Genomic DNA, 12555 nt, shown 5'->3' on the forward strand with positions numbered 1-12555 from the left:
AACATGCCATCCATTGTCGTTGTCTACCATTCCGGTTACGGCCACACACGTCGATTGGCGCAGGCGGTTGCACAGGGTGCGGAGGCCGCATTGCTGGAGATTGATGCGCAAGGTACTCTGCCTGAGTCCGCCTGGATGGAGCTGGCTGCCGCGGATTTGATTGTGCTGGGCTCACCCACTTACATGGGCAGCGCGAGTTGGCAGTTCAAGCGATTTGCCGATGACTCTTCCGCGGCTTGGATGGCCCAGAAATGGAAAGACAAACTCTTCGCAGGCTTCACCAACAGCGGAAGCATGAACGGCGACAAGCTGTCCACCTTGCAGTACTTCATGACATTTGCCATGCAACACAGCGGCCTGTGGGTAGGCACCGGCATGATGCCCTCCAATACCAAGGCAGCTCTGCGCAACGACCTGAACTATGTGGGCTCTTCCTCCGGCGCGATGGCCACAACCCCGGTCGATGCGTCGGTTGACGAAATGCTGGAAGGTGATATCGAGACGGGCAGATGTTTTGGTGAACGGCTTCGGGACGTTGCGAAGCGCTACTCGAATGCGTCGCCTCACGAGGCGTAAGAGGCAACTCTTTTCAGCACCCTAGGCTTCAGCCGCAGGGCCAGCCCCCTTCGGGAATCTCGGCATCCAGTTCCGGCCAGTTGGTCGGGACAGGTTGCGTCTGTGCGCGGCCCAACTCGGCTGCTCGCCAACATTCAGCACCGTTCGATACATAAATGGACTTGCAATCATGAACACACTTCTTGGAAAACGCGCTTTTGTCACTGGCGCAAGCCGCGGAATCGGAGCTGCGGTCGCGCGTCGCCTTGCGTCCGAAGGTGCCGATGTCGCAATTGGCTACGAGAAGTCTGCCGCGGCAGCGGATGCGATTGCCAAGGCGATTCGCAGCACCGGACGCAATGCCGTCACGGTCCCGATGAGCGCAGCCGACCCCACTTCAGTGAAAGCAGCAGTCGATCGCGCAGCGGCAGAACTCGGCGGGCTCGACATCCTGGTCAACAACGCCGGGATCTTCCGCACGGGCTCCATCGAATCCGCCAGCCTCGCGGATATTGACGAGACCCTTTCAGTCAACCTGCGCGCGGTAGTCGTCGCCACGCAAGCGGTGCTCGCCTACATGAGCGATGGCGGCCGAATCATCAATACAGGCAGCAACCTCGCGACTCGTGTGCCGGGAGGCGGAATGACCTTGTATGCGGCAAGCAAAGCCGCATTGATCGGCCTCACCAAGGGCCTGGCACGCGACCTCGGCTCCCGCAGCATCACCGTCAACGTCATCCACCCGGACTCAACCGACACGGACATGAATCCTGCGGACGGCGAGCATGCGCAGTTCCAGTTGCAGCGCATGGCGATTCCGCGTTACGCGGACCCCGACGAGTTGGCCGCTCTGTATGCCTTTGTTGCCAGTCCGCAGGCTAGGTCGATCAACGGAGCGGAACTTACGGTGGACGGCGCAGCCAACGCATAAATTTGCCTCATCACGTTGTTGCAGCGAGCGATCTTCTCGTTCGGGACGGCGTAGTAGCGATGTACGTGCGCCACCTCTGGACTTTGCCATCGCCAACTTATGAGAATATTAGAGGTTATTATATGATTAAGAATATATCAGCAATTATTTTATTGGCGGTCATTGTTTTTGGAGCCTATAGAGGTATTGCGACACTCAATACAAGTGCAAAAGAGATTGAAAAAATTAATGCCGAAGACATTGTTGATGCTTTGGTTGCCGAGTCAAGTGGCAAAACACCAAAAATGATAAATGATGAAATGAGATTGGAAAACGTTAAAAAGAATGGACGGCAAATCACTTTCTTGAATACAGTAGTCTCTGCATCCTCTAATGAAGTGGACCCAGAAGAAGTAAAATCAATCTATTTTCCAGTTATGTCAAAAAGCCTGTGTGGAAACGAAAACATGTTGATCGCTTTATCTAAAGGTGTCGTGTTTAGATATGTATATCAAGGTAATGATGGAAAAAATATTACTGAATACACCATAGATCGTACATCATGTGGTGGAAATTCATAACAAGGCGCTCCAGCACCGCACACTTCTTGTGCTCGACAGTTTGTAAGTTGGCTTTTTTTTGGAAGCATTTTGCGCAGCAAAGCCACAAAAACCAACTTACAAATGCGGCTGAGCTCGGCAATGTTTCCCGGCGGATCATCAAGCTGCTTTTGGTCACGGCGTGGAGCGGTTGTGAAAGCAGCCGTCTTCGATCCCGGTCTTTTCTGGCAATGGCTGGTTGCCAAGCTTGGTATCGCCTCCCGTCTTCTTGAAGGGGTTCTAGTGTCTTCCTTGTCCAGTGGCTCAACCTGCTCGGGCAACCCCGTGCAATCGCCTTCCAAGCCAGCTGCAGACACTTCATACTGGCCCGCCATCGCATCACTGACGCTGGGCGTGTTCGGCCTAGTGATGGCCGAATTCCTGTCGATCAGCCTGCTGACGGCGATGGCCACCGACCTGGGCATCAGCGACGGCGCCGCCGGCCAAGCGATCACGGTCACAGCGCTGGTCGGAGCTGTCGGGGCGCCGTCATTGCACTGCTGACGAGGCGCCTGGGCTGCCGCGTCGTCATGCCGACGTTCACGGCGGTGCTGCTGTGTAACGCCATCGCCAAGCACGGCTCCCCTTGGGATCCAAATCACCATTGCGCTTGACTTCCAAGACGATTGCTCAGGGCACACGACGGCTTGTGGCAACAGCAGTCACTGCAGCCTCGATCGACGAATGACTGAGATCAGCCTTAACCAGTCCCTTGCGAGAGTAGATGGGACGTTGGCAGCGCCGTATACCTGCCAGTCTGTTCATTCCCCAATTCGAGGATTGAGGGGTCTGGATGGAACGCCCGGCGTCAGATTTCTCCTGTTTTGGTGCTACAAAGCCAAAACACTTTTCCACAATCTTGATCGACGCTTTTCCGAAGCCCCTTCTCCATGACCACCTACGCCGAACTCCTGGCCCAAAAAACACTCCTCGACGAACAAATCGCCAACGCCAAGAAGGCCGAGTCCGCCCAGGCCCTGCAAACTGTCCTGCAACTCGTTCAGGAATTCGGCTTCACGGCCCAGCAGGTCTTCCCCTGGAAGCCGAGCAAACCCAAGAAGAAGGTAGAAGCCAAGTACCGAGATCCCGCGACCGGTGCCACCTGGTCCGGCCGAGGCAAGCCGCCCCAGTGGATTGCGGGCAAGGACCGCACGCACTTTGTGATCGGCTAAATCGATTGGGTCAGGTCTTGGGCAGGTGAAGCCAGAAGAGCATACGGCAGAGCCAAACCGATGACGACCGACTTGTTGCCACCAGAGAAGCTTGGCCCAGAAATCCAGCTGGAAGTCCAGCGCCTGCTGGGACGCTGCATGGTGCGCATCCAGCAGTATGAAAAATCCCTGAAGGTCCTGCTCGCACACCACGAGCTCGCGGGCCCCGCAGAGACACTGGAAGTCCAGCAGACTTTGCGCGCACAGAAGCTGTCCAACCAGACACTCGGACAGCTGGCGGGCCTCCTCTTCGAAACCTTCGTAGTCCCAGAGGGATTCGAGCGTGAGCTCCTGCCCGAAGACAAGACACCGACCGACCGCATCTCATTCGCTCACAGCTTCCGAATAACCCAGGCTCCAGAGCAATGGGAGCAGACCAAGGCCGCCATCCAGGAGCTTGTGTCCCTGCGCAACGAGCTGGTGCATCACTTCCTGTACCGTTTCGATCTCTGGGATGAACAAGGGTGCATAAATGCCATGGCCTACCTGCAGGAGGCCTTCCAGCGGATCGACACCCATTACCAGGAACTGAGAGCATGGTTGATGACCTTGCACCAAGGGAGAGTGGCTCTGGCCTCCTTCGTGCAGTCTGACGCCTATCTCAATCTGTTGATCAACGGCATCAACCCCGACGGTAGCTTCGAATGGCGAGATACCGGCATCGTGCGAGCGCTGCGCGAGGAGGTGCAGGCCCTCGCAAGTGACGACGGGGTTCCCCTCAAAACCCTCCAGGCGCAGATGCACGCGCGCCATCCCACCCAGACCCCGCAAAAATACCGCTGCAGCAGCTGGCAACAGGTACTCACCGAATCCTGCGAGTTCGATCTCACGTACCGCCGCGATTCCCAAACGGGCCCCAAAACCGCCTGGGTACGCCTGCGCCCCCCGAGCCCACCACGCAGCGGGACCAAGGAACGCAAGCGCCCCGGGCGTGGCGCAGTAACACCCCCGACGGATCCAGCCCCAGAGCCAGCTTGAGCAAGAGGCAGGACTGCCGTCACAAAGACGTCGAGGGCAGAAGGACCACAGCCGCAATCACCAACCCACAGTCCAACCCGCCGTCCAAAGTGCGTGCCGTCCACACCGGCCGAAACAACCCCGCCCGCCGTGCTCCCGCATGGTCCGGATGGACCCCAGGCTTGAGATGCTGGTTGTGCCCACACCCCCAGACCGGCGGCACCGTGGCATCCAGCACGAGCAAGGCCGAAGCCGAAGCCCCAGTCTCTGCCTGCACCAGATCGCCCACCCCGCCTGAATGCCAAGGCCCTTCCACCCCGACCACGAGCATCCAGCGCGAAGGCGGGGCGTGTGTGCGCAGAGAGTGGTGCGGGTTCTGAGACAAAGACTGCCACTGCAGCAACACCAGACCACCAGCCGACACCGCACCCAGGCACTGCGCCAGCAAGGCCGAAGATTCCTGCTCCCAGGCCAGCTCCACACGAAACCTTCCCAGATGCCGCCTGGCATGGCGCCACATCGCTGCCGCAGTGACCACCGAAGGAACCGCAACGCGCTTCCCGGCGAGCAAGGCCACCGCTTGCTGAAGTGCCACAGCTCCCGTGCGGTGGGGCGGCACCGGAGAGCGAACCTGGGTTCCAGGCAATGCCACGGGGCCTGCTTCTGGATCCGTGCTGCGCCGATAGCTGGGAGCTGTCTCCATCACCAACCCCAAGGCATACCGACGGACCACGCCCTCAGGCGACGGCATGGGCCGCCCCAGGATCACCGGTGGCCGCTGTAAGCGCCGCCACAGCTTCCCCCGGCGGCCACCCAAACTGCCCCACTTATGGCCACCCAAACTGCTCCACCTGGCCGGGGTGAGTTGACCCATTGATTTCGGTGAGTCAGGCGCCTCAGCTCTGACGTGCAGGACGTAACTTCCACCCCCTTGATCACAAGGGGGGATTCACGAGGTGAACGTCTTGAAGCCACATCTACAAACCACGATCTGGACGCTCCTGCGCGCGGGTAACACCCAGCGCGAGATTGAGCGCCGCACCGGCATCTCCCGCCACACCATCCGCGCCTGGGCTAAGCGCTTTGAGGCCCAGGGCGATCCGCCGCCCCCGTCGCCTGACGATTCAAACTGCCCCGGGGTGGCCACCGACCTGGTTGTGCCCCTGGCCAGCCAAACTGCTCCACCCCGGCCACCGGCTTTACTGCTGGCGCCTGCGCCGGCGGCCACCTCGCTGTGTGAGCCCCACCGCGCCTTCATCGAAGCTCAGTTGCGCTTGGGCCGCAATGCCACGGCCATCTACCAGGACCTGGTCGATGCCCACGGCTTTGCTGCACGCTACAACTCCGTCAAACGCTTCGTGGCGCGCATCCGGGTGCGTGAGCCTGAGCAGTTCGACCGCCTGAGCTTCCTGCCCGGCGAGGAGATGCAGGTGGACTTCGGCGAAGGCGCGCCCACCCGCGTGCCCGGCACCGACCGCTGGCGCAAGCCACGCCTGTTCGTGGCCACGCTTCGGTATTCGCGCCGCAGTTTCCGCCGCGTGGTCTGGAATTCTGGCCAACAGGTCTGGGCCGAACTGCACGAACAAGCCTGGCGCTACTTTGGCGGCTCGTGCCGATACGTGGTCCTGGACAACCTCAAGGAAGGCGTGCTCAAGCCCGACCTGTACGAGCCCGAGCTCAACCCCGTGTACGCCGCCACCCTGGCACACTACGAGGTCGTGGCCGACCCGGCGCGGGTACGTGACCCCAACCGCAAGGGCAGTGTCGAGAATGCCATTGGTCACACTCAGGCCACGGCACTCAAGGGCAAGCGCTTCGAGACCATTGAAGAACAGAACACCTACCTGGAGCACTGGGAGACCAAGTGGGCGGCCTCTCGCATCCACGGCTCAGAGCGCCGCCAGGTACAGGCCATGTTCGAAGAAGAGCGGCCCCACCTGCAGCCCTTGCCCACGCTGCCCATGGCGTACTTCCGTGACGAGCAGCGCACCGTGTGCGACGACGGCTGCGTGCGCGTGGCCCATTGCAGCTACGCCGCGCGGCCGGCGCACATTGGCACCAAGGTGCTGGTGCGCATCTTCGAGCGCCGCCTGGAGATTCGCGACCTACAGACCCAGGCCCTGCTGCGCACGCACACCTTGGCCGAGCGGCCAGGCACCGTGGTGCTGCCCATGGACGAGCGCGTCTTCAACCCCTCCCGCGAGACCCTCCACATCCTCAAGCAGGCCGATGCCATCGGCGTGGACGCCGCCCGGCTGTGCCAGATGCTGTTTGCCATCGAAGGCCGTGTGGGCCAGCGCAAGCTGTGGGGCATCGTGCACCTGGCCGACCGCTATCCACGCCAGATGGTCAACACCGCCTGTGCCCAGGCCATCGACGACGGTGTGCACAGCTACCGCCACGTCAAGGCCATCACCGAACGCCTGGTGGCGCAGGCTCTGGCCCAACTCGATGCCGCCCCGACAGCGACGCAGGCCGCACCCGCGAGCACCACGCAAACGCACGACCTCATCCGCAACCCACAGGAGTACGGCGAACTCTTCGCCATGGCCACAGCGGCCACGACACCCGCCATCACACCTCAAGGAGATTTCTTCGCATGACCGCCATGACCCCCCACGACATCGAGGCCACCCTGCGCAAGCTGCGCCTGTCAGGCATGGCTGAGACCCTGCAGACGCGCCTGATGCAGGCCCAGGCCGCTCAGGAGCCCTTTCTGGATACGCTCTCAGCCTTGCTGCAAGACGAACTCGACCGACGCCACAGCAGGCTGATGGCACGTCGCTTCAAGCTCTCCGGCCTGGATGAGAAGCCCTCCCTGGCCGACTTCGACTGGCGCTTCAACCCAAAGCTGCCGCGCGCAGCCTGCTTCGAGTTGCACACCTTGAAGTTCCTCAGCGAAGGCGCCAACGCCCTGATCGTAGGCAAGCCCGGCACCGGCAAGAGCCACATCGCCAAGGCCGTGGCCTACCAAGCCACCTTGCTCGGTCATGACGTGTCCTACATCGAAGCTGACAGCGAGTTCGCTCGCTATGCGCTGGCCGACGCCGACGAGCGCGCCAGTCTGCTCAAGGGCTGGGTGGCGGCCGACTTGCTGGTGCTCGATGACCTGTTCCTGGCAAGGCGCATCAGCGAGCATGCCGCCGAGTTGCTGCAGGCCCTGGTCCACCAGCGTTACAAGCTGCGCCGCTCCATCGTCATCACCTCCAACCGCGTCGTGCAGGACTGGGGTCGCTACCTGGGCGACGCGACCATGGCCACCACCATCCTCGATCGCCTCATGCACCGCTGCGCCATGCTGGAGTTCGAGGGCAAGAGCTACAGGCTCAAAGAGGCTGCTGCACGCCTGATCATCACCTCAGACCCCGCATAATCACCCCGTCCTGCCTGGAGCAGTTTGACTGGCCAACAGTGGAGCAGTTTGGGGTGGCCATCGGGGCAGCTTCATGCCGCCGGTTCAGCTTGCTGCGCAGGGAGACGGGGCCGGGGGCGTCTTTGGCTGCTTGTGGAGAGGCTCCGGCGCAATCGCCGTCCGTATCGGATTCCGTATAGAACTCCTCCACAACGTCTATCCCTTCCTCCACCGACTCCTCAAACTCCCCCAGCGCCAAACCCTGCCGCGCCGCGTCATCCAGCGCCGCCTGATCCAGCCCCAGCGCAGCCTGCTGATCCCGTTCCTGCCGCGCCAACGCCACGACCTGGGCCAGTGAGGCACCAGAGCGCAGCGTCAGATCCACGTAGTAGATCGGCGTGCGGTGCGACAGCGTGGTGGACTTGCCCCGCAGCCGAAGCTCCAAAGGCAACCCGGCAAGCAACCCACCCGACACTGCAAACAGGTATCGCAGCCGGGCCGAGAGCGTCCGAATGCTGTTGAACCCTGTCGTTCGGAACACAAAGCTGCCCAGTTCATCGCCAGCCAAGCATGCTTCGGTACCGCCTTCAGCCTCCACCCGCACATGCAGCCGCCCATACGGCTTGCAGTTCCCGTCCTGGGCGAGTGGACACACCGCAGGTGAAGGGCAGGGCAGGGACTGCATCCCCGACAGGGTCACCCGCTTGCAACTCTCCCCATCTCCGACACACAGCGGCCTTCCCGTGGCCCGGTCAAACATCGTGTAGTTCGCCCGCAGGCTCAGATCCGGATCATCAAACAGCAAACGCACCGGAATGCTGCGCAGCTTGGCCCCCGGCTCCTTGCGCAACTGCGCATCCACCGGATGTGGAACCCACCCTTCCTTGTTCTGTACCTGGCTGGTCAGGGTGAACTCATCGTCCTTCTCAGGAAGACGACGCCCAGCCTTCTCCACCACCCGCCCAATCGCAATGCGCCCGATCACGGGCGGTGTCAAAGCCAAACCTTTGAGCATGTGAATCTCCTTGTTGAATGTCAAAACACCCCCAAAGCACAACGGGCCTCACCGTCACCGATGAAGCCCGTCTGGGGATGCGTGTACGAAAAATGAACTGAATGAACCTGGACTCCGATGTCCCCAGCCCACCTCAGGTCTGCACCAGAAACCTCCGACTCCCCGGCTTAGTCACCGTGTACGCCCGCGCGACCTCTGGCTGCTCCTTGGCCAGCCGCGCTGTATCGAGCTGCGTCCCATCCCGACTGCGTTTGAAACTCACCTCGCCGTTCTCGAACACCGCCCGGCTCGAATCCCCCATGCGCTGCTGAATGGTTTGCTTGAGCTGGGCTTCCAGCGCCGTGTTGGTCGCCAACACCTCCCGCACTGCCAGCAGGTCAGAAAACACCGCCCCCATCACCAAGTCATGCTTAAGGTTCAGTGTGAAACCCGTGTCCCGGGGATACAGCGCCCGCAAAGCCCGGTCTGCCGAATCCGACCCATCGGCTGGCGGCGCCTGGCCCCGCTCCACATAGCCCCAGAACTCCCGCTCCAGGGTGATGAGCTGAGCGATCAACTCCTCATCCCGCTCGATCCGAAAAATCTGCAGCTCCTGGCCTCCCAGCAGTAAGGCCACATCCGCCGCCTGCTTGCCCGTCACGGCCAACTGGTGCTGGACCTGCAACTGCACATACTCCGGCACCCCATCCCGCCAAAGCCAGGCCCCCTGAATGCCAGCGGTCTTGCACTCCAGCAACTGGACATCCGGGGCTCCCATGACCTCCCGGTCAATATTGGCCAGCATCCAGGGGTGCTCGGGATGCTGCAGCACCGCGTTGATACGCCGCACCCGGTTGCCGGTTCGGCGGGTGTAATGCGCCGCCACGATGGGTTCCAAGAGGGATCCCCAGTACATCGGACTCTGATCATCCGCACCCCCATCGCCCGGTGGGGCGACAGGGGCACGACCGGTCTTCACCATCCACAACTCCAGCTGCGACTGGTAGGGATTGAGCCCCACCGCCGCCGCAGCATCCGAACTGCCAATGCCTCCTTGACGTACCTGCAACCACTGATCGCGATCCAGGTCCTGGGTCTTGACCAGCCTGAGAGCTGGGCGGGCTCGCGCCCTGCCGTCAGCCCCGGGCGAAACAACGGAATGAACCATGCTGACTCCTTGAACATGAATAGAAGAAATGCCACGCCACCCCATAACCAAAAAAGCCCCGGTTCCCATGAAGGGGCCGGGGCTTATGTCGCGTAGGGGGCAGGGGTTGAAGAGCAAGCCCCTCTCAAGATGCCAACTGCAAGGCTTGATCCAGTGCCCGCTGTTTGAGCGCTGCCCCCTGGCCAAACCAGGCACTGTCCAGGCGGTACTCCTGACTGCGCGCCCGGCGCTCGTGGTCCACGAACTCCGTGACAGCGCACAGCAGACCCCAGGCCGTGCCCTTGGCTGCTGCCAACTCCGCACCCCGGCCCTTGCCCTCGTACATGGCCTGCACCTTCTTGAGAGCACGTTCGTTGGTGAGACCTGCAGACGCATCCGCATGCCCATCCGTCTGGCAGAGCACCTTGAGGAAGTAGTTCATGGACTCGTGGCTCTTGACCTTGCGCTCGGATAGGGTCTTCATGCGGTACATGAAGCCGTCCCATTGCGAGACGGCAATGCCCAACTGCTTCTTGACCGCCTGCGCATCAAAGCTGGTGCTGTGGGGCACCTTGATCGCACTCGATGTTCCAGACAGGGCAATCGAGAGGGTGTTGTTGCAGACCACCCGAACGGTCGTCGGGGTGGCCGTGGTTGCCAGCGTCCCATCGCAGGAAGTGGCCAGCAGCAGATAGCCATTGACCACATCGTTGCCCTTGAGCGCCGAGGACTTGCCCGTGCGGGCCAAAGCCCAGAACTTGCGCCCGGCCTTCAGAACCCCGGCGGTCTCCAGCTCATACCCAGAGACTTCCGTCAGATCGCGGTAGAACTCCAGCACCTGCTTGGGCTGCACCACCTGGTAGCGCGCACTGACCACTGACAGGGGGGCCTTGGTATCGCTGCGGTACAGCACCTTCTGGTCGGGGAACTCCATGGGTTCGCCATAGAGGTCCGAGACAGAAGACGTGGTACCGGACTCCGCGGCCATGTAGCGCACGGGGGTCTCACGGATGGTCCAGTCCATGCCTGCTTCACGGGCCCAGACATCGATGGGTTGTTTGGCGGGCAGTTGCTGACCCAGGTTGTGCCAGGGGGTCTCGCCGACATAGGCCATGGTTTGAACGAGATGTGCCATTGAAAAAACTCCAGTGAAAAAACAAGGAACGAACAGAAAAACAAACCAACGCCCATGGCTGCGCCACCACGAAGCCGTGGTCAGCCATGTGCGTTGTGTAGAAAAGGCAGGAAGGCGTTGAAGCCCCGTGCCAGAGATGCCGAAGCCAGCCCCTGCGGTCAGAGCCGCAAGGCCTTACGTCGTCTCGACGCTGAACCCCCGCCCGCAGTGGCGACAGTGGCGGTTGTGCAGGATCTTGGCGTCGATGGCTTCACCCAGAGCGGCGCCGACAGCGCAGCCTGCAGCAGCGCCGACCATGGCGCCAAGGACGGCGCCAGCGATCGCGCCCAGAGTGGTACCGGCAGGGCCAGCGGAGGAGCCCACCACAGCACCCCATTGCGCTCCCAACTGAGCGCCCCCTGCCGTGCGAGCCGTTGCCGTGGCAGCACCGGCGAGGGTGCCGACGGCGCTGCCGATGCGACGGCCCAGATGGCTGGGGGTGGTGCGGGCTGAGCCGCAGTGGGGACAACAGATTCCAATGAGTCCGTGCGGAGGTGCCGTCTGGTAGCGCCCCTGGTGGTGAACAGGCCCAGAGCCCGACCCAAAAAGTGCCGGTTGAGGCGGGGCACCGCCTGGATGGTCTTCAAGATCGACGTCGTCGTCAGGATCGTCCGGGTAGGTCGATTGCCTTGGGTGACTGCCCGGGGACATCCCAGTCAGCATGCGTCAGCCCTCCAGCGGGGAGGGCGCGGGTGACGCGGTGCGGCGGCTGCGGCCTTCGCTGGCCAAGGCTGCGTCGATGTAACTGATGAGGACGAGCGTGAAAAGTATGCCTGCCAAGTAGGCGGCGGCGCAGGCGGCGAGGTTCTCCAGGGGAGAGGGGGTTTCTGACATGGTGGCTCCTTGGTTGCTTGAGTGATGTCTGTGCCCCGACGAAAAGAGGGGGCGCAGACGGCAAAAAGCCCATGCAAGCGCGGGGCTTGCACAGGCTCAAGGAGGGGATATATCGCTGAGATTTTTTAGGATCAACTTTGCTGTCGATCGTGGCTTCGGCTCTCAGCGTCGGTACAAAACCGCCTGATGCTGATTGCTGTCAGCGGTGCCACCAGGGACGGTATGCCTATCGGAGTACCTTGTTGAACATCACGGTTTTTGTTTGAGGTGTGCCAAAAACGCGGTGCCGTGCTGAACGCATTTTTTCCGGACGATGTAGGGGGTGGCTTCCTTGCCACGCATCAAGGCGCGGACAACGGAGCGACTCGTCTGTTTTCCTGGACATGAAGTGGAATGGCCGTGGATGACAAGAAGAGACTCCTTGCCCTCGTCGTATGCGGCGATCAGCGCCTCCAAGGTCTTGGCATGCAAGGCATCCATCACCTGGTGGTAGGACATTTCGCGAGGGCCGTACTTGCGTCCAGGCGATGGGGCGGACCACGCTGCATAGTTGTCCAAAGACGTTTATCGAAAGCCAACATGCCATGGCATACCAAATGGCATGCCAATCGACTCGGAAAACAAAAAACCCCAAGTGAATCAATCACTTGGGGTTGTGTGTTGGCGGAGAGGGCGGGATTCGAACCCGCGGTGGGGATTAGCCCACACACGCTTTCCAGGCGTGCGACTTAAACCGCTCATCCACCTCTCCGAAGCCCTCGATTATAGCCACAGGTTCCCACCGATCTGAGAGAACGGTGGCATCGAAGGCAAAAAAACTGG

General features: G+C 61.4%; 14 protein-coding genes and 1 tRNA gene. 9 read left to right on the top strand and 6 right to left on the bottom strand.

The window, feature by feature from the left end:
* Positions 1-3 precede the first annotated feature (3 nt).
* The 8 genes from ACSQ3O_RS09200 to istB all read left to right on the top strand — a co-directional run bounded on the left by ACSQ3O_RS09200 (position 4) and on the right by istB (position 7605).
* Positions 4-576 (top strand): flavodoxin family protein, encoded by a 573-nt coding sequence (locus tag ACSQ3O_RS09200; protein WP_436138607.1) that lies wholly within the window; start codon positions 4-6, stop codon positions 574-576.
* Between the two features lie 169 nt (positions 577-745).
* Positions 746-1486, top strand: coding sequence for an SDR family NAD(P)-dependent oxidoreductase (locus ACSQ3O_RS09205; protein ID WP_436138608.1), 741 nt, complete (start codon positions 746-748; stop codon positions 1484-1486).
* A 122-nt stretch (positions 1487-1608) separates the two neighbouring features.
* Positions 1609-2046 carry a hypothetical protein gene (locus ACSQ3O_RS09210; RefSeq protein WP_436138609.1) on the top strand — a complete coding sequence of 146 codons (438 nt, stop codon included), beginning with the start codon at positions 1609-1611 and terminating at the stop codon, positions 2044-2046.
* A gap of 171 nt (positions 2047-2217) precedes the next feature.
* The gene (locus ACSQ3O_RS09215; RefSeq protein WP_436138610.1) at positions 2218-2568 is read left to right on the top strand and encodes a hypothetical protein; all 351 of its coding nucleotides are present in this window, start codon (positions 2218-2220) and stop codon (positions 2566-2568) included.
* Between the two features lie 386 nt (positions 2569-2954).
* Complete coding sequence (locus ACSQ3O_RS09220) at positions 2955-3236, top strand: H-NS histone family protein (RefSeq protein WP_436138611.1); 282 nt, start codon at positions 2955-2957, stop codon at positions 3234-3236.
* A 60-nt stretch (positions 3237-3296) separates the two neighbouring features.
* Entirely contained in the window at positions 3297-4253 is a 957-nt protein-coding gene (locus ACSQ3O_RS09225; RefSeq protein ID WP_436138612.1) for an OST-HTH/LOTUS domain-containing protein, read from the top strand.
* Between the two features lie 935 nt (positions 4254-5188).
* On the top strand, positions 5189-6835 hold the full coding sequence (istA, locus tag ACSQ3O_RS09230; RefSeq protein WP_374258795.1) for an IS21 family transposase: 1647 nt from the start codon (positions 5189-5191) through the stop codon (positions 6833-6835).
* Between the two features lie 5 nt (positions 6836-6840).
* Positions 6841-7605 (top strand): IS21-like element helper ATPase IstB, encoded by a 765-nt coding sequence (gene istB, locus ACSQ3O_RS09235; protein WP_374258801.1) that lies wholly within the window; start codon positions 6841-6843, stop codon positions 7603-7605.
* On the opposite strand, the gene ACSQ3O_RS09240 is transcribed toward istB, so the two are convergent.
* The 3 genes from ACSQ3O_RS09240 to ACSQ3O_RS09250 all read right to left on the bottom strand — a co-directional run bounded on the left by ACSQ3O_RS09240 (position 7586) and on the right by ACSQ3O_RS09250 (position 10860).
* Positions 7586-8599 carry a recombination directionality factor gene (locus ACSQ3O_RS09240; RefSeq protein WP_436138613.1) on the bottom strand — a complete coding sequence of 338 codons (1014 nt, stop codon included), beginning with the start codon at positions 8597-8599 and terminating at the stop codon, positions 7586-7588. The two genes, istB and ACSQ3O_RS09240, sit on opposite strands and share 20 nt — an antisense overlap.
* A 133-nt stretch (positions 8600-8732) precedes the next feature.
* The gene (locus ACSQ3O_RS09245) at positions 8733-9746 is read right to left on the bottom strand and encodes a YqaJ viral recombinase family protein (RefSeq protein ID WP_436138614.1); all 1014 of its coding nucleotides are present in this window, start codon (positions 9744-9746) and stop codon (positions 8733-8735) included.
* A gap of 124 nt (positions 9747-9870) precedes the next feature.
* The gene (locus ACSQ3O_RS09250) at positions 9871-10860 is read right to left on the bottom strand and encodes a DUF932 domain-containing protein (RefSeq protein WP_436138615.1); all 990 of its coding nucleotides are present in this window, start codon (positions 10858-10860) and stop codon (positions 9871-9873) included.
* Positions 10861-11085: 225 nt separating this feature from the next.
* Here ACSQ3O_RS09250 and ACSQ3O_RS09255 point away from each other — a divergent pair, with 225 nt between their 5' ends.
* Positions 11086-11352 carry a hypothetical protein gene (locus tag ACSQ3O_RS09255; protein ID WP_436138616.1) on the top strand — a complete coding sequence of 89 codons (267 nt, stop codon included), beginning with the start codon at positions 11086-11088 and terminating at the stop codon, positions 11350-11352.
* Between the two features lie 213 nt (positions 11353-11565).
* Here ACSQ3O_RS09255 and ACSQ3O_RS09260 read toward each other — a convergent pair whose 3' ends face one another.
* From ACSQ3O_RS09260 to ACSQ3O_RS09270, 3 genes are all read right to left on the bottom strand, one after another.
* Positions 11566-11733, bottom strand: coding sequence for a hypothetical protein (locus ACSQ3O_RS09260; RefSeq protein WP_436138617.1), 168 nt, complete (start codon positions 11731-11733; stop codon positions 11566-11568).
* A 249-nt stretch (positions 11734-11982) separates the two neighbouring features.
* Positions 11983-12231 carry a hypothetical protein gene (locus ACSQ3O_RS09265; RefSeq protein ID WP_252658603.1) on the bottom strand — a complete coding sequence of 83 codons (249 nt, stop codon included), beginning with the start codon at positions 12229-12231 and terminating at the stop codon, positions 11983-11985.
* A gap of 163 nt (positions 12232-12394) precedes the next feature.
* Positions 12395-12484 (bottom strand) — tRNA-Ser (locus tag ACSQ3O_RS09270).
* Between the last annotated feature and the right edge of the window lie 71 nt (positions 12485-12555).

The organism is Acidovorax sp. LjRoot74, assembly GCF_964254355.1.
Taxonomy (GTDB): Bacteria; Pseudomonadota; Gammaproteobacteria; order Burkholderiales; family Burkholderiaceae_C; genus Acidovorax.

Excerpts from the sequence above, each read along its gene's own strand:
- ACSQ3O_RS09205 (WP_436138608.1), top strand. The coding sequence starts at position 746 with ATGAACACACTTCTTGGAAAACGCGCTTTTGTCACTGGCGCAAGCCGC.
- ACSQ3O_RS09260 (WP_436138617.1), bottom strand. The coding sequence starts at position 11,733 with ATGTCAGAAACCCCCTCTCCCCTGGAGAACCTCGCCGCCTGCGCCGCC.
- ACSQ3O_RS09250 (WP_436138615.1), bottom strand. The coding sequence starts at position 10,860 with ATGGCACATCTCGTTCAAACCATGGCCTATGTCGGCGAGACCCCCTGG.
- ACSQ3O_RS09225 (WP_436138612.1), top strand. The coding sequence starts at position 3,297 with ATGACGACCGACTTGTTGCCACCAGAGAAGCTTGGCCCAGAAATCCAG.
- ACSQ3O_RS09240 (WP_436138613.1), bottom strand. The coding sequence starts at position 8,599 with ATGCTCAAAGGTTTGGCTTTGACACCGCCCGTGATCGGGCGCATTGCG.
- ACSQ3O_RS09200 (WP_436138607.1), top strand. The coding sequence starts at position 4 with ATGCCATCCATTGTCGTTGTCTACCATTCCGGTTACGGCCACACACGT.
- istB (WP_374258801.1), top strand. The coding sequence starts at position 6,841 with ATGACCCCCCACGACATCGAGGCCACCCTGCGCAAGCTGCGCCTGTCA.
- ACSQ3O_RS09210 (WP_436138609.1), top strand. The coding sequence starts at position 1,609 with ATGATTAAGAATATATCAGCAATTATTTTATTGGCGGTCATTGTTTTT.
- ACSQ3O_RS09220 (WP_436138611.1), top strand. The coding sequence starts at position 2,955 with ATGACCACCTACGCCGAACTCCTGGCCCAAAAAACACTCCTCGACGAA.
- ACSQ3O_RS09245 (WP_436138614.1), bottom strand. The coding sequence starts at position 9,746 with ATGGTTCATTCCGTTGTTTCGCCCGGGGCTGACGGCAGGGCGCGAGCC.
- ACSQ3O_RS09265 (WP_252658603.1), bottom strand. The coding sequence starts at position 12,231 with ATGTCCTACCACCAGGTGATGGATGCCTTGCATGCCAAGACCTTGGAG.